A 19,448-nucleotide genomic window follows, 5' to 3' on the forward strand; every position below is an offset into this window, starting at 1 on the left:
GTCGTCCACTTTAAAGATGAAAAAATAATCAACATGTGACCGCGCCAGTTGAATAGTGAACCACAGAAACCGCATTAAGTCCCGCAATAAGCGTTGACACCTTAATAAGGTGTCCGCTGCTTTCATTCAGTTACCCATCTGCGACATGCTGCTTCCACTGAAACAAAGGAGGCAGTATGAGTACAACATTTATTACACCTACTCCGGAAGAACGCCTGAAAGTCCTGCGTAATTACGGTGAGCAAAGCGAGCGTCTGGTTCGTGAACGGGAGCGTCAGGTCATCACATCCATTTCTCGCTCTACCGCGTGGAAGCTTGAAAAGGCTGGCAAGTTTCCGCAACGTAAATCACTTGGGGTGAAGTCGTGTGGTTGGTTGCTTAGCGATCTTCTTTACTGGATAAACGAAAGGTAGTGGCTAAACATCTCCTAATTCAGCATTTATTTTTCTGACCCAAAATAGAGGATGGATAACATGCATGTTTAAAAGAACTAAGAGTAAGCAGAATAGAGAACTTTGCTTGGAGTTTCAGACGCTCCCCACTTTTGTACAACGATTGATACGCTATATACATTATAAAACAGGTGCCGCAGTTGAGCTTATTTTAATAGTGTTGCTTGGTGTAATGGCGTATGCCTGTCAGGATAAATTTGATGTTCAGCTTAAAAATGGGAAAACCTTTACATCGCTTTACCTCCTATTTTTAGCAAGATCAGGTAGCAGGAAATCAACCGTCTTCAGGTTATTGATGGAGGAAATCTATCGGCTGGAAAAAGAACTGAAAGATGATTTCCTGTTAAAGGAGAAAGTTTATGAGCAGAAATTCGCATCTTGGGAAGTAGAATTAAAAGAGTATAAAAAACAATACAGTAAAGCTATTCGTCAGAAGAGCGGTGTAACTGAAGCACTTGAAGCACAGGAGGAATGCCATGCAAGAAAACCAGTTGCACCGATAAGAAAGTATCTTACTAAAAACGATTCAACAAGTGAGGGACTTAGAAAGGTATTGGCGCAGGGCTCTCCGTCATTGATGCTCGGGTCTGATGAGGCCGGAGGGTTATTCGACGGTAATCTTTTCCGTAATACACCAGTACTCAACTCTCTTTGGGGAGAAGGGAAAATAGCAGACAGCAGGGCATCACGCGACAGCTACGATGTTGATGACGCACGGCTAAGCATGTTGCTAATGATGCAACCTGGTTTGTTTGATTACTATCTTGGAAAACAGGGAAAAATTGCAAAAGACTCAGGATGGTTAGCTCGTTTATTACCAATTGACATGGAACAAATACCTGAACTATGCATCATCCCTGATGATGCCTGTTCATGGTCTGATGAGCCAGAGCTTGAAGAATTTTTCTCTATTCTCACTAAGCATTTGCAAGATGGAATGAGACGTAGAGGAAAAAATGAAGAAAGAATCTGTATTACTTTATCTGAAGAGGCGAAAACGTTATGGGATAAACAAAGTCAACGAATTCGGGAACTAATGAAACTAGGAGAGGATCTGCACCACTACGATGATTTTGGTGCCCGATTTATGGAGCATGCTTCAAGAATTGCAGCAGTAATGCAAATGTTTATTACACCTGATTTACCAATAATTACTAAGGAGACATTAGTGTCAGCCTTTAAAATAACTGAATGGTGTCTTAATCATTTAATTGTAAAAATAGACGCTACCAGAAAGCCTAGTGACTCTGAAATATTGCTATTTTGGCTTGAGGAACATGTTATCAGTAATCAATCTTACGATTTCAGGAGACATAGTATTCGTAGAGATGGTCCAAATTGTCTTAGGAACATCGAGCGCCTGATATCTGTTTTAAAAAAGCTTGAAAGTGAGAGGAAGGTTCAGTTATTCAAGGAGGGGGGCGTTGATTACGTGAAATTTATAGGTTCAGAAATGAAACCTGAAAATCTAGCAAATGTATTAAAAATACCTACACTTTCATCTGGATCAGTTGCTTTTAATAAGTTACCACGACCTGAATAACTTCAGAGTAACTGAGGTTATCCAGATTGATATTTTTTGTTCCTAAGGTCAGTAACGCTGCGGCTTTAGTTTAAATTATTAGGGAGGGCAATTAATGGGTTTTAACTGGTATATGTAATATACCTTCATTAATGTTCTAATCTTATATCTGTACATCCCCCTGCAGGGATTATATCCAACATCACATGGGTAGCGTGAGGGCTACCCATTACCTAATGATTAATATTTACAGAATGAAGGATTATTATGGAATCACAATATTTGCTTACCGACGAAGAAATTGTCATGCTGACAACGGAAACCTCCAGAATGTATGACTCGCCCATTGATGGCTATATGCTTAACAAAGCACTTAACATGGTCTATAACAGCTTAGAACAGCATAAACGGATATTGGCTATTCGTACTGACCCGAGATTTGCAATGTCTCATGTACCGGGAGAACCTGATCTACCAATATGCTTCCAACAAGATGATCCACAGGCAATCACTCGTTTCTTCGAGTCACTGAAAAGTCAGTTACGGGCGGATCACAAACGCTCTCGGAGAGCAGGAGATCCAACACTACCATCTTATGTGTGGTGCAGAGAACGCGATACCGGGGAGCACCCACATTATCACCTGATGTTGCTGTTTAATGCAGATGTGTATGGATACTTGGGCAATTACCAAGAACTCAATGCTAAAAATATGGCAACCCGAATACAGAAAGCCTGGTGCAGTGCTGTAGGGCTTGCTCACGAAGATTACGCAACATTAACTGAATTCCCACCAAATGCTGTTTATAGGTTTAGCATCTTCGATGCTTTGGATCGTAACTCAGTCTACTGGGATTTCCTGATTCGACTGGCGTATCTGGCGAAAACCAGAACAAAGGATGTTCACAGCGGTTACCGCAACTTTGGCACAAGCCAGTGTCCACGCTTAAGCGGATTAGCCTGCTAATAGCACTCTGGGTGAGGATAAATACCTCACCCAGTCAATTAACATAATTGATACATTTCTAGGTAAAAAATTCGATACAGTGTCTCGGTACCCTGCTACAACCTGCTACATGTAGCAGCTGTAGCAGTTCCCAAGAAGCAGCACATACATTTTGGGTCTAAGAGTTACTGGTATGATGTAGTCAACGACACCTGCAATTAACCGATCGATTATGATACAAAGGTGTCATTGATGGCACACGAGATGTTGACTGTAGCCAGTTTGAAATAATCTTTTTCACATGTATGGCCTTTCTTATAGGAGAGGCCAATCTGAATCAACGATAATCATTATTTAAATAATCTGCGTTTCGGACGAAAAAATAGCATTCAGAACTTTGGTCGATTGCAATAACGTCTCTAGTGCAGTCCTCAGTGGAGAAAATACTTCATGTTCCACTGGAAATTCACCATACTCCTTCCAGCAATCAGTAAGTAATTTTGGATTAATGATAACAGGAAGAAAATAGTTACCTTTCCCCTTATCCAATAGCCCTAACTCCCTAAGTTGCTCACGGTATTGCTGTTGAATAGTACTGGTATAGCTCGTAAGCTTTCTGGCCCCACCAAAAAATCCTGCATTCAATTTAAACTCAAAACCAAACTGCCCCTGCTCGGTTCCTGTACCAGTCAGAACGGCTAAAATATAATCATTTCCATCAGTAACTGTCGAACTGTTTTCAAACCAATATTTGCAGTTAACGCCTTCAATGACCCAGGCTGGATGGCCTAGCCAGCAATAGTCCTGATGTTCATAATTTGCTTTACCTACCCAGTTGTTGTCTTTCATAAATCGTTCAACACACTGATCAAAGCTTTTCCAGAAGGCAGGGCTTAAATGCTGTTCAAAATAAACAACAGCTTCGTTAAACATCTTTAGTTGCGAAAGAATCAGTATACCGGCCTGACGTTCCGCATCGCTGTGTGGATTCATGTCTAATCCCTTAAATTAAAATGTACGAACTCGATTAAGAAAGCAAAATGCGGCATGGGCAGCCATTTGGCGTGAAGGCGAGTTTTCATTGGCAGAAATGAATTCTTTGTAATGTGCTTGCAACGAAGACACTAAAGCTGTGGCGAGATGTCGCCAAGAAATACAAGGAACATCCTCTGGTTTGAAATCTAAGCCACAGGTCAGCGGTTTTCCGCCACGAGGCGTTAAAAAGATAACGGCCCAAGGACGTGAGATTGCGCGCAATTTAGCATCAGAACAGTATCGGGCGACTTGTTCTGGCTGTTCATACGCATCAATTTTCACCTCTATAAGCAGGAAAAAATTATCCGCATTGATTTCTACATCAACACGATTGGTATTATCGCCAGTAGGATTAGTTTCAACCCGCACCCGACAATAGTGAAGGTAATCTTCAGGGATATCATTTCTGCTGTGCCGTATTGCCTGCAGGAATGCCTGTAAAGGTAGTCTCCCGAAACCATGAGTCCCCTCGGGATCAAGAAGCCAGGCAAGAACAGCTGTGTTACGAACTTCTTTACGCCCAAGACCTGCTACTTCCCAGGGATCAAAAGATAAAGATCGATGCTGAACAACTTTCAGTGGTTCAGAGAGCAGGCTGAAGAACTCAGTTAGCTGAGATGCATCAATATTTGTTTTTTTATCTTTTTCTCTGGCCCACTCCAGGTTTTTTGGCCATTGGTGAAAAAATTCCGGTAGCAACTCAGCCAGTGAAGAATTGTCATGTTCCATTAGATGCCCACTTAAAAAAGACGAATTGTTCATACTAGCGGCAATTCAAAACACTTCACCGGTTTCCCATCCTGCATTTCTACCAGTAACCGTGCAGATTGTGGTTGCTCTACCAGCAATCCCTGTTGGAATTGCCCGAACGACAAATGGGCTTCTTCAATAGCCATCTTTTGCTGCAGTAAAGTCGTTGTGGTCCATTTCCGCAGCAATACTTTATTGGCATTTGTCGTATTACTCTGTTCCGCCAGGGCACTGATGCTTTGTATTCTCTGCTGTAGCTGACGCTCAACATTTTCAATCACGCCGTCGAACTGCTGATAGGTATCTGCAATGGTTCTATGGCGCTGCTTGACGAGTTTCGAGTTCCGTTCGGCATGTGTCAGAAGATGCAACGCTTGCGCACGCACTTTCATGGTAAGGTCCCATTCGTGGATGCGCTCCTCAAGGACATTTTGCTGGTTTTGGATTTTTTGCGTAATTTCCGTACTGCCAAAGAGCCCACGATCTTTCAGCGATTGAATTTTGTCGCCAGTATTTGAAATATCAGTCAGCAAGTGTGCCTGCAGGGCGGAGAACTGGACTTCAATATCCTCCAGTTTTTGGCGTATTGCTGGCGAACATTGCTCCTCAATAACCACGGGAGTAATTTGCTGCAAATACTGTATGGCCCCAATGATCTCTGACTTGCGCGCGTTATTCTGGAATGCAGAAACTTCACGTACCGCCTCAACAATTTCCGTCAATTTCTTGCTGATATCAGCCAGGTGCTTTTGCGCTAGCACGGCAGAAGCAACATTCAACAACATACCGGCGTTAACAAGCTGACTGAGTTTGTCAGGATTCAGCAGAACGGCATGTTCTTTAATCCCTTTTTCTCCCAGGCTGAAGCCTCGGAAACCTGGGCCATCTTTTACACTCGCCAGAGGACCATTAATAATGACCTCCATATATTGATGGCTGGCAATATGTGTAGAGGCCGCCAGAGAGGGTAATGTTTGCAACAGTGGGCTCAACCGTGAAATACCGGTAATATCCTGCTCCTGCATCGCACCGGTGTTGATACTTTCCGAAGGTGGAATTGTAGCAACCGTAAGCGCAGGTTGGTGAATATCATGCCCAAAACCCCAGCGTTGATCGTATATGAGAGCAGGCATCGTGGCGGATGATGGCCGGGTGGCAAGCCGGAACTGGCGGGAGTTTTTTAAGCGAATCCAGGCAATTTGCACCACGCAAGGCAGTGTCACTCGAAACGCGGGGTTTGAGATATCATAGGCCGTATACAAGCCGGTAATAGCCAGGCCAACTGGCCCTGTTAATACACCCAACACACGCCCGATGCCAAGCCCTGCAATTAAAGGTAGCACTTTGCCTGCTGTCGTTTGAGCAAGGCCATTGGCAACTAATGCCGCTTTCTGCCAGACGGGGATGTCCAGACTGACAGAGGCGCTAATGCCCATACCACGCAGAATCTGGCGGCGCTCATCATCCGACATTTTTTTCCATGATGAGGTAAAGACACAGTCAATAATCAGCGCTTCTTTTTCTTCTACCGATGCAGCGGCCTGAACCTTCATCTTCAGATGGCTGGCAACGTCATCTACAATTTCGCTGTAGCTGACGCCATTGCGACGAAACAGATTCACGAACGTATTACCACCGAAATGCTGTAACTCCCGTACAAGCAGGCGCAGAGTTTCTTCATCAGGTATATCCTGGTGTTTGGCGTCCTGTAATACGGCCTTTACGCTGTCTGACATGGAAAAACCAAACTTACCGGTGTTAGTGACGTAATCGATCAGCAGATCTATATCGCCTTTATCTGCGTTCAACAGCAGTTGAACCAGCGCTTCATCACCCTGGATATCTATCTCACTCATGAAAATACCTCTGCCATATTCATCACCAAAATCTATTAAAACCCGCGCATCCCATTGATAAATGTTTCAATCACATCACGCACACGGTCATAGACACGTGCCCGCACGTTTTTGCGTTCCAGAATCTTCGGCGTCCAGGTCAGCGTTTCTGCCACTTCATCCTCTCGCGGCATCACGTCGGTAAAGAGGTAGTTATCCAGTAAGCCGGTCAGTTTGATGGAGTCGAGTCGCTCTTCGCTGCACAGGGTAGCCAGCGCCTTACCTTTTTCCTGTTCGACATAGGCTTCAAACACCTGAGTGATATCTTCGTCATGCGAGGCATGCAGCAAACTTTTTTCAATAAAGTTATCGATAAGCTCACGTTTACTGCGCAGCGTGACGTCGCTGTCGACAATATCCATGATCTTTTTCTTCTGCTCCTGCTGCTCTTTTGGCGGCATCGCCTGAATGCCTGCCAGCAGACGCAGAATGTAGCCGACGTTAATTTCGTCGCGATGAATCAGCGAGACTTCAAAATCCACGTCTTCAAGAATCGAGACTTTCTCTTTACTGGAGTGCTTTTTCACCTTGTCGTGAATATCGAGGTACTTACTGGTGAAATCCGCCAGCGTCTGGTCCGATAGCGGTTTAGCCGCATCGTCAAAATCGGCAAAGCTTTCGAGGATGTTTTTCAAACGCATCACATCGCGAAATGCTGTTACAAATGCCAGCTGTGCCTCTTCATCCGGTAAACCGTCCACGCTCTCCACCGTTGGCGTCAGCGCTAACAAACGATCTACAGCGTCCTGATAATCCCCAAAGTACTCGTCAAAGGGCTTCACCAGCACCACAGAAGAAGCATCTTTGTTCGAGAACAGGGCAATAGCATCGTCGGTCGCTTTCTTCAGATTACGAAAGCAGACAATATTCCCGTGGCTTTTCTTTTCGTTAAGGATGCGGTTAGTGCGGGAAAACGCCTGTACCAGGCCGTGAAAACGCAGGTTTTTATCAACATACAGCGTGTTCAGCGCAGGGCTGTCGAAGCCGGTGAGGAACATATTCACTACCAGAAGAATATCGATGCCTTTCTCTTTGGTGCGCTGAGCAATATTTTTGTAGTAATTGTAGAAGCTCTTTGAATCATTGGCCGAGTAACTGGTGCCATACAGCTCGTTATAATCCTCAATAAAACTATCCAGATGATCGCGACTTGAGGTGTCAACTTTCGCCCCCTGCGGCAGGCTGATATCTTCTTCATCCAGCAGGCCGTTTACCGCCTCTTTATCACTTTTGTCCGCTTCATTGGCGGCGTAGGTGAAGATGGTGGCAATCTTTAACGGCTTGTAATTGGCATCCGCCGCTTGCAGTGCGGCCTGCTTTTCTTTAAAGAGTTTGTAGTAGGTGATCAGCATATCGACTGACCCGACGCAGAACATAGCGGTGAACTCGCGATTGCGAGTCTTGGCGTTATGATGAGCAAGGATATAGTCGGTGATTTTGCCCAACCGGATGTCGCTTTCCATTACCTCTTTGGTGTCGATATCTTCCACATCAATATCGATCTCATTGCTGCTCTCTTTGCGCTTGTACGTACCGACATATTCCACGGCAAAGCGCAGAACGTTTTCATCCCGGATAGCGTCGACAATCACGTATTTATGCAGGCATTTATCGAACAACAGTTCGGTGGTCTGTTTGACACCGTTGGTGATATTGACGTTATTGGCAAAGATTGGCGTCCCGGTAAAACCAAACAGCTGAGCATTCTCGAAGAAATTCACGATCGCTTTATGCGTATCACCGAACTGGCTGCGGTGGCATTCATCGAAGATAAAGACGATGCGCTCTTTGCGCAGGTGTGCGAGCTGCGCTTTATACCCTTCATGGGTGATAGCGTTATTCAGCTTCTGAATAGTGGTCAGGGTCAGTTTGGTGCTGCTTTGCTTAAGATGTTTTATCAGCGTACTGGTGTTGTTGGTGGTATCCACGCTGTCTTTCGCAAAGCCGTTGAACTCTTTCGCCGTCTGATAATCCAGATCCCGGCGATCGACCACAAAAATGACCCGATCCACTTCTGGCATTTCCATGATCACCTGACTGGCTTTGAACGAGGTCAGCGTTTTACCGGAGCCGGTGGTGTGCCAGATATAGCCGTTCTCCGGCCGTCCCTGCTTGTGGAGATTGTCCTTCACATGGTGGATCATCGCCTCACAGGCGTAAAACTGATAGGGGCGCATCACCATCAGGCACTTACGGGTTTCGTTCAGCACTGTGTAGTGAGTGATCATTTTGGCGATGTGACACACTTTCAGAAATGCGTCGGTGAATTTCTCCAGCGCTTTGAGCGGATTATTCTTTTCATCGGTCCAGAAGAAGGTCTGCTCGAAATGGTTGGCGCGGTTGTTGGCGTAGTATTTGGTATCCACGCCGTTGCTGATAATAAAGATCTGCACATACTGGAACAGGCCGCTGCCGACCCAGAACGCATCGCGATGATAACGATTGATCTGATTAAAGGCTTCTTTCAGCCCCAGGCCGCGACGCTTAAGTTCGATCTGCACCAGCGGCAGTCCGTTGATCAGCAGCGTGACGTCGAAGCGAGTTTTGCGTGTGTTTTGCTCGGCGTTGAACTGCTTCACCTGACTCGTTACCTGAAACTCGTTCTGGCACCACTCCTCTTTATTGATAAAGCTGAGCCATTTCTCGGTGCCGTCATCTCGCAATAACTGGTAGCGATCGCGCAGGATCTTAGCGCGATCGATGACTTCATTGCCTTTGGTTAGATGCAAAAAAATACGGTTAAATTCGCTATCAGTTAGCGGAGCTTGCTCCAGCCGGTTGTGAATTTCGATCTGCTTTCGCAGGTTGGCTTTCATACTAGCTTCATCGGTGACATTCACCCGTTCATAGTGCATGCCCACCAGCTGCTCCACCAGCTGCGTTTCTAACTCGTATTCGCTTTGCGTTGCCATCAGTGTGTAGTGCCTTTTATTATTTTGTAGGCCCGGAGTTGGTCGGGCCGGATGATTTTTATACAAACATTTGCTGGAGCAGGCCTTGCTTCCAGGTTTTCAACTTGTCCAGTTCTGCTTTTTTGACGGCGATTTTATCGTCAAGAGCAGAGAGGAAGTTGGCGATTTTGCTTTGTTCTTCCAGACATGGATAGAAAACAAATGTTGATGAAATGGTATCCCAATCAGCTCGTGGCATTTTAGAACCTGTTGATTTATTAGCTAGATTAATAAAAAAATCAGTCTGAATAAATTGGTACAAATAAGAGTTGTTTATTAAAATCCCCTTGAAAACCCAAATTTCAGAAGAACATACGCCATCAAAAGTAGCTAATATGTATTTTCTGAGATACGGACGTAGTTTCCCGAAAAGAACATCTCCTTTTTTAAATACATTCTTTATGCTTTGCTGCTGTGTTGAATCCAACGTGGTTAATAACTGCCCATCCCTCTGCGAAATACAGTCCATTTCGATGCAAGGATAATTTATCCCACTTAGGGGATTGTATTTTTTACTTTTATTAGAGAATAAAGATGAGATTTCATCGTAATTCCACTCAGGAAACTCTTCCCCATTCTCATCTTTAAACCGTAATTCCTGATTAAAAATCTTCTGCATCATGCCTTTTTTGTACTGGCATAGCAGGTCGTACTGCTGGTTCAGTAACGTGATTTTATCGTCAACCGAGGAAAGAAAATCAGCGATTTTGGTTTGTTCATCATATTGGCAAAGGGGGATTTTTATTTTCCCTATTTCTTTTAGGGATAAAAAAGGTTGGGCTCCACCAGAGGTTAGCTCATGAAATAATTTTTTAGCATTTTTTCTTTGAACCTGAAGCAAATAAAAAGGATATATTTTGTTTTTATTAGGCTTTACCAATGCGACATTTTTCAAACTAAATTCGTAATCCACGGTATTTAACGCACAAGTGCCCGTTCCAGCGCCAATATTAACGATTAAGAGATCATTTTTTTCTGGATTACATCTTTTATAAATAAATGAATGGGTTAACTTATCAAGATAATAGCAATTTTTATAATCGATATAACCATCTTTAACATGGATTGCTGTTAAATAAGGAACCCCTTCACTCGTAGTATCCGGCGTATCGTGAGTACCATCAGTAATCTTTGTCGCTAATTTCGACAATAGAGTCATCGTCCATTCTTCTTTAAACCCCCCAAACCGCAACTTCGGCACCATTACTTATTCCCCTCCGCCAATGTAAACGGCGAATCAATCCCCAGCGCCTTGCAGAACCCGGCAATAGTCTTATCAATCTCCGCCACTTTCCCTTCCAGATCACGGATTTCCTGCGCCACGGCGTTGAGATCAATCTCTTCTTCCGCTTCAAAGGTATCGACATAGCGAGGAATATTTAGGTTGTAATCGTTGTTACGGATCTCTTCCAGCGTCGCGATATGGCTGTATTTCTCGAGTGCTTTCCAGTCGTTGTAGGTATCGGCGATTTTATCGATATGCTCGGGCAACAGTCGGTTCTGGGTTTTCACCTTCTCAAAATCGTTGCTGGCGTCGATAAACAGAATACTGTCGTTGTGCTTACGACACTTGCGCAGTACCAAGACGCAGGTCGGAATGCTGGTGCCGTAGAAGATATTGGCAGGCAGGCCGATCACCGCATCGATGCAGTTCAGCTTCTCAATCATAAACTGACGAATATGGCCTTCCGCTGCGCCACGGAATAGCACGCCGTGTGGCAGAACCACCGCCATGGTGCCGTCATCTTCCAGGTGATGGAACATATGCTGTACAAACGCCATATCAGCCTTGCTGGACGGTGCCAGTTTGCCGTACTGGGCAAAGCGGTCATCGTTCATAAATAGCGGACTAGCGCTCCACTTGGCGGAGAACGGTGGGTTGGCGACGATGGCGTCAAATTTCAGATGCGTATGCTGCGGGTGTTCCAGCGTATCTTCCTGAATGATTTCAAAATCGGCATAGTGAACCCCGTGCAGGATCATGTTCATACGCGCCAGGTTGTAGGTGGTACGGTTCATTTCCTGACCGTAGATTTTACCCACCGATGAGGCTTCACGCTTCACGCGCAATAACAAAGAGCCAGAGCCACAGGTCGGGTCATACACATTTTTGAGCTTCAGCTTGTGAGTGGTGACGATTTTAGCCAGCAGAGTGGAAACCGGCTGTGGGGTATAAAATTCACCTGCTTTCTTACCTGCGCCTGAGGCGAACTGGCCGATCAGGTACTCGTAGGCATCCCCCAGAATGTCGGAACTGGCTTCGCTCAGGTTAAAGCTCAGTTTGTCGAGTTCAGTGACGACTTTGCCGATCAATTCGTTTTTCGCTTTCGCAGTATTACCAAGCTTGCTTGAGCCTAAATCGAGATCTTCAAACAGGTTGCTGAAGTCATCCGCAGAATCAGTGCCCAGCGTGCTCTGTTCAATGTTGCGTAGGGTAGTGGCGAGGTCTTCCAGAATAAAGCCAGTACCTGTGCCTTTGGGGTCTTTAGCCACACGTTCTGCCATGGTGTGGAACAAATCCGTTGGCGGTAGGAAATAGCCTAAAGTTTGGATACTGTCCTCTTTTACCGCATCAACGATATCCTGATACGCCGGATGTTCCGCAGTCAGTTCATTGTACTGAATGCCATCTTCCGCCAGAATTTTGTTCGCATACGCGACAAATTTTTCTGACAGGTATTTGTAGAAGATAAAACCTAGGCAGTAGTCGCGGAATTCATCGGCATTCATTTTACCGCGCAGGGTATCGGCGATATTCCACAGGCGGCCTTGCAGTTCACTTAAATTTTGCGCTTCAATCTGGGGAGACATAGTTCTTCCTGTTGTTTTTCTTCGTCACAAGGGATGACGTAATGAGTCAAATCATACCACTGAGCAGGCTCAGGATCTGTTGTTCACTCAGGGCAGCAATCTGCTGCTGATAAAAGCGTTTTTCTCGCGCCGCCAAATAGAGCCCTCCCATCGCTTTTTGCTGTGCGAGTGGCGGGAGGGAGACGGTAAAATTTTTCAGTTCATTAACAGCGATACGCTGTACGACGGTAGAACCCTGTGTGGTCTGAATCCGCTGACGTCGTCCCTCCGGGCTTTCATTGAAATGCCAGAGGAACCACGCGGCATCAATCCGGCTGGTATCCACATCCACTTTGACGTAGTTATTACCTAAGATACGCCCGGCATTTTCGGCACTCACACGAACAGCCTTGCCATGGATCAGGCTGATGACAACATCTCCTTTCTGCGTAATCACAACATCCTGATGTGTTTTAACCCACTGCTCTTTCTCCGCGGACACAAGACCTGACTGCCAGTCATCTACCAGAAACTGTTCGGTCGCATAGAAACGAAATGCGGGCCCATCTGCACTTTGCTGGATACGGCTGATGTGCGAGCCTGCCGTAAACGTAGCTATTTCCTTGTAGGTGAGCAGCATTCAAACTCCGAATAAAGATAAATTACATATGCTTTGTGCGGTGTAGCATACTCATGCTGAATAGATTAAATCAAGTAATTTAAATTTATTACGCGTGCTCGTGATCAAATTTTTTCTGGTAAGAATAGCGTTATATAGTGCTCAGATATCAGGTTGAACACCAAAAAAATCATTCATAACTTCAAGTTTTAAAACATGAGAACCCTAAATGGCTTGCTGATGTTAAATGTTATTGAAATTAATGATTTTTATTGGCAAGGCAGTCTTTCATTAAAGGATAATGAGAATGCATTTGAGAAAGCTGGCAGTCCGTAATTTCAGAAGGCTGCACGATGTTGTTATCGATCTTGCGTCAGACATTTCAATTTTCGTAGGGGCGAATAACAGTGGTAAGACTTCTGTCGGTCATGCACTTCAACTATTCACCGGTAAAAGCCGATTCAATATTCATGACTTCAATGCTGAATGTTGGACTGACATTGTCACATTTGGAGAAGGGGCGGATGCTGCGTCGCTACCTTCACTGGAACTTGATATTTGGTTTGAAGTAACACCGAATGATGTTCATCGTGTAGTCGATCTTCTCCCCAGCCTATCGTGGTCAGGTTCTCTGGTTGGAATGCGCGTTGCTTTTTCCCCCATCAATCCTGAAGAAATCCGTTCGCGCTTCCTCGCAGTACGTCAGCTTGCTATCGATGCCACACCTAAAGATGAAAATGGAACTCTCAAATACGATCCTTCACCTCGTAATCTTTGGGAATATCTTCGCGATAGACTCAATGACGAATATGAACTCCGCTATTATGTTCTTGATCCCGCACATTTCAATGCGGAAATGATATCCGAGGAAGGCTATGAGCCTACTCCGCTCACAGGGCGTGATCGAAGTGGTCGCGAAATACTGAACAGCCTTATCCAAATCAACTTTTTGAATGCTCAGCGTCATCTTTCAGATGGTTCCGGAGGTTCCCGTTCGGAGGATCTTTCTCGTGTTCTCAGCCGTTTTTACGGACGAAATCTTGAACAAAAAGGTGAAGATTACGAAGCATTAATTGCTTTAGCTGCGTCTGAATCAGCTTTCAATCAGCATCTTGAACGCGTTTTTGCACCTACGCTGAAAAGTCTGGCGAAACTCGGATACCCTGGACTTTCAAACCCACGCATGATGATTCGTTCGGCCTTAGATCCGGCGCAGATCATGAACAACCAAAATGGGGCCGTAATACATTACGCGCTGGGGGAGGATGACGGTAATCCTACCCCACCAACACTACCCGATAGTTATAACGGGCTTGGATTTAAGAATCTGATCTTTATGGTTGTTGAATTACTCGACATCCACAACCAATGGTTAGCAATAGAAGAGAATCGACCACCGGTTCACCTGATTTTTATTGAAGAGCCAGAAGCTCATCTCCACGCACAGTTACAGCAGGCTTTTATACGCAAGATAATGGACCTTCTTGCCATGGAGAGTCAGGAGCTTATGCACTACACCACTCAAGTGGTGGTGACTTCTCATTCAACTCATATTCTTTACGAACGTGGTTTTCGGCCGATCCGTTACTTTCGGCGGAAGCGTTCATCAAATATGTCGGCAACAGATGTGCTCAATCTCTCTGTTTTTTATGATAATACTGATCCTGAAATTCGAGATTTTCTTGAGCGTTACTTGAAGCTGACCCATTGTGATTTGTTTTTTGCCGACGGGGCTGTACTTGTAGAAGGCAATGTTGAGCGGCTACTGCTCCCGCAAATGATTGCTACCGCCGCACCTAGATTAAAATCCTCTTACCTAACAGTCCTTGAGATTGGCGGTGCTTTTGGCTATCGATTCCAAAAACTAATTGAATATCTTGGGCTTACTACACTCATTATTACTGATCTGGATAGTGTGTACTGTACCCCTCCGGAACAGGATGCAACAGAAGCTCGAGCAGATGAGTTAGATGGTCTTGCAGAAAATCCGGCTGCAAATGATGATGGCGAGGAACCTGATGATGATGAGGAAGAACAGGCCAACACAGAAACACCAGGAAAGGCTTGTATTGCCAGTCATCCTGGAGCTATGACCTCTAATCAAACACTTCGGCAGTGGTTACCGAAATGTGACACCGTTGTCGCTTTATGGGAAGCAACTGAGGAAATGAAAATACAAAGCCGCACAGCTGAGTGTGACGCTTTGGTTCGTGTTGCTTACCAGTGCCAGACAGATGTTACATGGAAAGAGGAAACACTGGCACTTGCTGGTCGTACTTTAGAGGAAGCTTTTGCACTTGAAAACCTGTCTTGGTGTCAGGATGTGAGCTGTAAGCCACTCAAGCTACGCATTGCCAGAGCTGTAAGTATGGACCTACTGCAACTGGCCCAGCGCATTCACAAACGCGTGCAATCAAAAAGCTTCAGTAAAACTGATTTTGCTCTGAATTTACTTCTTAAAAAACCGGATGAATGGTCTGTCCCAACATACATTGCTGAAGGATTAAAATGGCTCGAAGCTGAAATAGCCCCGCCGGAACTAGAAGTTGCAGAAGGTCAGGAAGAGAATGTTCAGGATATGTCCGTCGCTCTGGCTGAAACTGATGGTGGGAGGGTTGCATGACCAGTCGCATTGGTAGCCCTGATACACAGGCAGATATTGATGTTCGTATTTGTCTGGATAGCTCGCCACCACGTTCATTTGTCATGGTGGCTGGTGCTGGTTCAGGTAAAACAACATCTCTTATTAAAGCCTTGGCACATTTGGCTGATACCCGTGGTTCTGCTTTACGTCGTGCCGGGCAAAAAATATCCTGTATAACGTATACAGAAGTAGCTGTTGGTGAGATTGCCGCTGACGTTGGTAACTCACAGTTATTTCATATTTCAACCATTCATAGCTTTCTTTGGTCGATCATCCGACCTTTTCATTTAGATATCGCAAAGTGGGTCGTAGCGCGAATACATGAAAAAATAGCTGAAAAGCAAGCCCATTATGATAAGCCCAGAACACAAGCTAAAACAAAATCTCGTCTTGAAGATGAAATTGCCTATCTCTCTGCTCAACTTGAGTGCATTGATGATATTGATAAATTTATCTACGGGACAGGAAGTAACTATGCTAAGGGTATTCTAGGACACGATGATATTCTTAAACTCGTCCCTGCTTGTGTTGAGGCTCATCCACTTTTGAGAAGGATTGTAGCCAAGCGCTTTCCATTTGTTTTTGTCGATGAAAGTCAGGATACCGATCCTGATGTGATCTCTGCGCTTCGAACTATTGCTAATGACAATCCTGACATGTGCATAGGATTTTTTGGTGATCCGATGCAGAAAATCTATATGAGCGGAGCTGGTGCTATTCCGTTAAGTGATGGGTGGGCTGAAATTACAAAACCAGAGAATTTCAGATGTCCGACGTCTGTACTTGGTGTTATCAATTCGATTCGAGCTTCTGGGGATGGCCTCCAACAAATTCGTGGCCGAAAAACTATCGTAGATGGTGTTGAACAGACTGTATTAGGCACAGTGAATCTTTTCATCTTGCCTTCAAATGTGGAACGAAGTGCCTATCTCACATCTGTCAGACGTTACCTTGCAAATGAAACTAGCGATGAACAATGGCTAAGTGATACACGCGAAGGTGATGTTCGTCTGCTTGTTTTGGTGCATCGTATGGCAGCTAATCGACTGGGATTCCCTAATTTATTTTCTGCCCTTACTGATAAAGCACCGATGAGCTTGAGTGAAGGGGTGAACGATGGGTCAGCTTGGCCGCTTCGCCCATTTGTCCAGCATATCCTTCCAATTTTTGCGGCGGCTCAGGCAAACGATCAATTTCAGATTATGTCGATTATGCGTAACGAGTGCCCAAAGCTGGAGCCATCACGACTGCATGGTCAAGCTATGGTGGCAGTCTTAAATGAACTACAACAAGGCATCAATGGCCTGCTTGCACTGTTGGAAGATGGATCGCAAGCAACAGTTCGGGATATATTGCGACACGTTAGAGACTGTGAACTGCTACGTCTTGACGATCGTTTTGATAATCATTTAAGTGATGAACCTGTGAACGATGGTAATGATGACTTCGAAAATGTTCAGAACTATCTAAGATGCAATGCCCATGAACTTTGGGCGTACCGACGCTACCTTTCAGAGGAATCACCTTTTGCCACTCATCATGGTGTAAAAGGTGCACAGTTCGAGCGAGTGTTGGTTGTTATCGATGATGAAGAGGCTCGCTTCAGCCAATATTCGTATGGAAAATATTTTCAATACATTCCCCTATCCGACAATGATCTAGCCAATCTTGAAGAGGGGAGAGAGTCAGTACTCGACCGTACTCGTCGTCTTTTTTATGTATGTTGCTCCCGTGCACTGAAAGACTTGGCTGTTGTCATCTTTGTTCCAGATGTCGCCGTCGCTCAAGCGGCAATTATTGCGCAAAATTTATTCCCGGCATCGGTAATTCTAAGGGCGCACGATCTGGTCTAGCATGAATTTTATACGGACAATAATGGGCAACAACTACTACACGCATGACCGGATATAGTGCTGGTTTTGTTAAAAGACACCTGCATTCTAAAATTTTTCAGACATATATCATTTTCCTGAACGCAACATCATTACGGCGAATTCCTCAAGGATTCGCCTTTTTTGTTTTATTTGTCTCAGGAGATGTCATGAGAAATCGGGAAGGCCTGCAGCCGCTGCAGAACTCACTTTCTGGCTTGCCGCAATGGGTTTCTGAACGCATTTTGCACCAGGTAAGCCAGTTAACCAACTATGTGCCAGTGATCGGTATTATGGGCAAAACCGGAGTAGGTAAATCATCCCTTTGCAATGCTCTTTTTGCCGATAAGGTGTCACCTGTCAGCGATGTTACTGCCTGCACTCGCGACCCCTTATGCTTTCGCCTGCAGGTGGGCGAACATGCTATGACTATCGTCGATTTACCTGGTGTCGGAGAAAGTGGTGCACGTGATATTGAATACGCTGCACTTTACCGCAAGCAGCTTCCCCGACTCGACCTGATACTGTGGCTGATTAAGGCCGATGACCGAGCGCTGGCGGTGGATGAGCACTTTTATCATCAGGTGATTGGTGAAGCATACCGGCATAAGGTGTTGTTTGTTATCAGCCAGTCCGACAAGGTTGAACCCGCCTGCGGTGGTGAAAAGCTGTCCACAGAGCAGAAACAAAATATCGGCCGCAAAATCTGTCTGCTGCATGAGTTGTTCCAACCTGTAAACCCTGTCTGTGCGGTGTCGATACGTTTGCAGTGGGGGCTGCGGGTGATGACTGAACGGATGATTCGGTGCCTGCCACGGGAGGCCAGTAGTCCGGTGGCGGTACAGCTTAGTGCTCCACTTCGTACCGATGCCGTTAATAAAAAAGCACGTGACGATTTTGGTGAAACGGTCGGCTCGGTACTGGACACAGTAAGTTCCATGCCCCTGATACCGGCCCCGGTTCGGACAATTATCCAGGCTGTACGCGACATCGTAGTATCAGTCGCTCGTGCAGTCTGGAATTTCTTCTTCTGAAAATTAACCCTTCTAACCTGTAGTTTCCTGAGCCCTGCCGCCATTTTGCGGCAGGGCTTTTTTGCTTTTATTTATCCATCATGAGGAGTCTGCTTATGACCCGTCTGGCTTCGCGCTTTGGCGCAGCAAACCTTATTCGTCGTGATCGTCCGCTAACCCGTGAAGAGCTGTATCTCGTGGTACCCAGTGTGTTCAGTGAGGATAAACACGAGTCACGTAGTGAAAAATACACCTACATACCCACCATATCCCTGCTGGACAGTCTGCAGCGCGAAGGCTTTCAGCCCTTTTTTGCCTGTCAGACCCGCGTGCGTGACCCAGGGCGTCGTGAGCATACAAAGCATATGCTGCGCCTGCGTCGGGAGGGGCAAATTACCGGCAAACAGGTGCCGGAAATTATTCTGCTCAACTCCCATGATGGCACCAGCTCATATCAGATGCTGCCGGGGTTATTTCGTGCGGTGTGTCAGAACGGCCTTGTTTGCGGTGAGTCGTTTGGCGAGGTGCGGGTGCCGCACAAAGGAGATGTGGTGAGTCAGGTGATTGAGGGAGCGTATGAAGTGCTGGGGATTTTTGACCGTGTGGAAGAGAAGCTGGATGCCATGCAGTCGCTGATGCTGCCGCCACCTGCACAACAGGCTCTGGCACAGGCTGCACTGACGTACCGTTTCGGTGAGGACCACCAGCCGGTGACAGCGCCTCAGATACTCTCCCCACGCCGCTGGCAGGATGAGAGTAATGATCTGTGGACCACCTACCAGCGTATTCAGGAAAACCTGATTAAAGGCGGGCTCACTGGTCGAAGTACAAAAGGTGGGCGAACACATACCCGCGCCGTGCGTGGTATCGACGGCGATGTGAAGCTTAACCGGGCACTGTGGGTGATGGCGGAAGCCATGCTCAGTGGTTTCCGGCCTGCGTGAGTTCACATTTTACCTCT

14 protein-coding genes are annotated in these 19,448 nt (G+C 45.7%); 7 read left to right on the plus strand and 7 right to left on the minus strand.

The genetic code is table 11. The features are described 5' to 3' along the window. Window positions 1-176: 176 nt before the first annotated feature. The 3 genes from ENTCL_RS03370 to ENTCL_RS03380 all read left to right on the plus strand — a co-directional run bounded on the left by ENTCL_RS03370 (window position 177) and on the right by ENTCL_RS03380 (window position 2,940). Window positions 177-413 (plus strand): helix-turn-helix transcriptional regulator, encoded by a 237-nt coding sequence (locus ENTCL_RS03370; RefSeq protein ID WP_013364700.1) that lies wholly within the window; start codon window positions 177-179, stop codon window positions 411-413. A gap of 64 nt (window positions 414-477) precedes the next feature. After that, window positions 478-1,995: a YfjI family protein gene (locus ENTCL_RS03375; RefSeq protein ID WP_013364701.1), complete on the plus strand. Its 1,518-nt coding sequence runs from the start codon at window positions 478-480 to the stop codon at window positions 1,993-1,995. 246 nt (window positions 1,996-2,241) lie between these two features. Next, window positions 2,242-2,940 carry an inovirus Gp2 family protein gene (locus tag ENTCL_RS03380; protein WP_013364702.1) on the plus strand — a complete coding sequence of 233 codons (699 nt, stop codon included), beginning with the start codon at window positions 2,242-2,244 and terminating at the stop codon, window positions 2,938-2,940. 333 nt (window positions 2,941-3,273) lie between these two features. On the opposite strand, the gene ENTCL_RS03385 is transcribed toward ENTCL_RS03380, so the two are convergent. From ENTCL_RS03385 to ENTCL_RS03415, 7 genes are read right to left on the minus strand one after another with little or no spacing between them, the layout of a single operon-like run. Next, entirely contained in the window at window positions 3,274-3,912 is a 639-nt protein-coding gene (locus ENTCL_RS03385; protein WP_013364703.1) for a hypothetical protein, read from the minus strand. Between the two features lie 15 nt (window positions 3,913-3,927). Further along, window positions 3,928-4,683 (minus strand): PDDEXK-like family protein, encoded by a 756-nt coding sequence (locus tag ENTCL_RS22610; RefSeq protein ID WP_071841450.1) that lies wholly within the window; start codon window positions 4,681-4,683, stop codon window positions 3,928-3,930. Window positions 4,684-4,712: 29 nt separating this feature from the next. Continuing rightward, window positions 4,713-6,560: a YaaW family protein gene (locus ENTCL_RS03395; RefSeq protein WP_013364705.1), complete on the minus strand. Its 1,848-nt coding sequence runs from the start codon at window positions 6,558-6,560 to the stop codon at window positions 4,713-4,715. Between the two features lie 35 nt (window positions 6,561-6,595). After that, window positions 6,596-9,511, minus strand: coding sequence for a type I restriction endonuclease subunit R (locus ENTCL_RS03400; protein ID WP_013364706.1), 2,916 nt, complete (start codon window positions 9,509-9,511; stop codon window positions 6,596-6,598). A gap of 58 nt (window positions 9,512-9,569) precedes the next feature. Continuing rightward, window positions 9,570-10,754 carry a restriction endonuclease subunit S gene (locus ENTCL_RS03405; protein WP_013364707.1) on the minus strand — a complete coding sequence of 395 codons (1,185 nt, stop codon included), beginning with the start codon at window positions 10,752-10,754 and terminating at the stop codon, window positions 9,570-9,572. Then, window positions 10,754-12,361 carry a type I restriction-modification system subunit M gene (locus ENTCL_RS03410; protein WP_013364708.1) on the minus strand — a complete coding sequence of 536 codons (1,608 nt, stop codon included), beginning with the start codon at window positions 12,359-12,361 and terminating at the stop codon, window positions 10,754-10,756. The genes ENTCL_RS03405 and ENTCL_RS03410 overlap by 1 nt, the downstream gene beginning before the upstream one ends. Before the next feature lie 46 nt (window positions 12,362-12,407). Beyond that, window positions 12,408-12,980: a restriction endonuclease subunit S domain-containing protein gene (locus tag ENTCL_RS03415; protein ID WP_013364709.1), complete on the minus strand. Its 573-nt coding sequence runs from the start codon at window positions 12,978-12,980 to the stop codon at window positions 12,408-12,410. A gap of 286 nt (window positions 12,981-13,266) precedes the next feature. Between ENTCL_RS03415 and ENTCL_RS03420 the strand changes: the two genes are divergently transcribed. The 4 genes from ENTCL_RS03420 (at window position 13,267) to ENTCL_RS03435 (ending at window position 19,431) form a co-directional block, all read left to right on the plus strand. Beyond that, the gene (locus tag ENTCL_RS03420; RefSeq protein WP_013364710.1) at window positions 13,267-15,582 is read left to right on the plus strand and encodes an ATP-dependent nuclease; all 2,316 of its coding nucleotides are present in this window, start codon (window positions 13,267-13,269) and stop codon (window positions 15,580-15,582) included. Continuing rightward, window positions 15,579-17,456 carry a UvrD-helicase domain-containing protein gene (locus ENTCL_RS03425; protein ID WP_013364711.1) on the plus strand — a complete coding sequence of 626 codons (1,878 nt, stop codon included), beginning with the start codon at window positions 15,579-15,581 and terminating at the stop codon, window positions 17,454-17,456. The genes ENTCL_RS03420 and ENTCL_RS03425 overlap by 4 nt, the downstream gene beginning before the upstream one ends. Before the next feature lie 188 nt (window positions 17,457-17,644). Then, window positions 17,645-18,508: a GTPase family protein gene (locus ENTCL_RS03430; protein ID WP_013364712.1), complete on the plus strand. Its 864-nt coding sequence runs from the start codon at window positions 17,645-17,647 to the stop codon at window positions 18,506-18,508. Between the two features lie 95 nt (window positions 18,509-18,603). Then, entirely contained in the window at window positions 18,604-19,431 is an 828-nt protein-coding gene (locus ENTCL_RS03435) for a DUF932 domain-containing protein (protein ID WP_013364713.1), read from the plus strand. The last annotated feature ends 17 nt before the right edge of the window (window positions 19,432-19,448 follow it).

Origin of the sequence: [Enterobacter] lignolyticus SCF1 (assembly GCF_000164865.1) — a bacterium.
GTDB lineage: Bacteria > Pseudomonadota > Gammaproteobacteria > Enterobacterales > Enterobacteriaceae > Enterobacter_B > Enterobacter_B lignolyticus.

Excerpts from the sequence above, each read along its gene's own strand:
- ENTCL_RS03370 (WP_013364700.1), top strand. The coding sequence starts at position 177 with ATGAGTACAACATTTATTACACCTACTCCGGAAGAACGCCTGAAAGTC.
- ENTCL_RS03375 (WP_013364701.1), top strand. The coding sequence starts at position 478 with ATGTTTAAAAGAACTAAGAGTAAGCAGAATAGAGAACTTTGCTTGGAG.
- ENTCL_RS03380 (WP_013364702.1), top strand. The coding sequence starts at position 2,242 with ATGGAATCACAATATTTGCTTACCGACGAAGAAATTGTCATGCTGACA.
- ENTCL_RS03385 (WP_013364703.1), bottom strand. The coding sequence starts at position 3,912 with ATGAATCCACACAGCGATGCGGAACGTCAGGCCGGTATACTGATTCTT.
- ENTCL_RS22610 (WP_071841450.1), bottom strand. The coding sequence starts at position 4,683 with ATGGAACATGACAATTCTTCACTGGCTGAGTTGCTACCGGAATTTTTT.
- ENTCL_RS03395 (WP_013364705.1), bottom strand. The coding sequence starts at position 6,560 with ATGAGTGAGATAGATATCCAGGGTGATGAAGCGCTGGTTCAACTGCTG.
- ENTCL_RS03400 (WP_013364706.1), bottom strand. The coding sequence starts at position 9,511 with ATGGCAACGCAAAGCGAATACGAGTTAGAAACGCAGCTGGTGGAGCAG.
- ENTCL_RS03405 (WP_013364707.1), bottom strand. The coding sequence starts at position 10,754 with ATGGTGCCGAAGTTGCGGTTTGGGGGGTTTAAAGAAGAATGGACGATG.
- ENTCL_RS03410 (WP_013364708.1), bottom strand. The coding sequence starts at position 12,361 with ATGTCTCCCCAGATTGAAGCGCAAAATTTAAGTGAACTGCAAGGCCGC.
- ENTCL_RS03415 (WP_013364709.1), bottom strand. The coding sequence starts at position 12,980 with ATGCTGCTCACCTACAAGGAAATAGCTACGTTTACGGCAGGCTCGCAC.
- ENTCL_RS03420 (WP_013364710.1), top strand. The coding sequence starts at position 13,267 with ATGCATTTGAGAAAGCTGGCAGTCCGTAATTTCAGAAGGCTGCACGAT.
- ENTCL_RS03425 (WP_013364711.1), top strand. The coding sequence starts at position 15,579 with ATGACCAGTCGCATTGGTAGCCCTGATACACAGGCAGATATTGATGTT.
- ENTCL_RS03430 (WP_013364712.1), top strand. The coding sequence starts at position 17,645 with ATGAGAAATCGGGAAGGCCTGCAGCCGCTGCAGAACTCACTTTCTGGC.
- ENTCL_RS03435 (WP_013364713.1), top strand. The coding sequence starts at position 18,604 with ATGACCCGTCTGGCTTCGCGCTTTGGCGCAGCAAACCTTATTCGTCGT.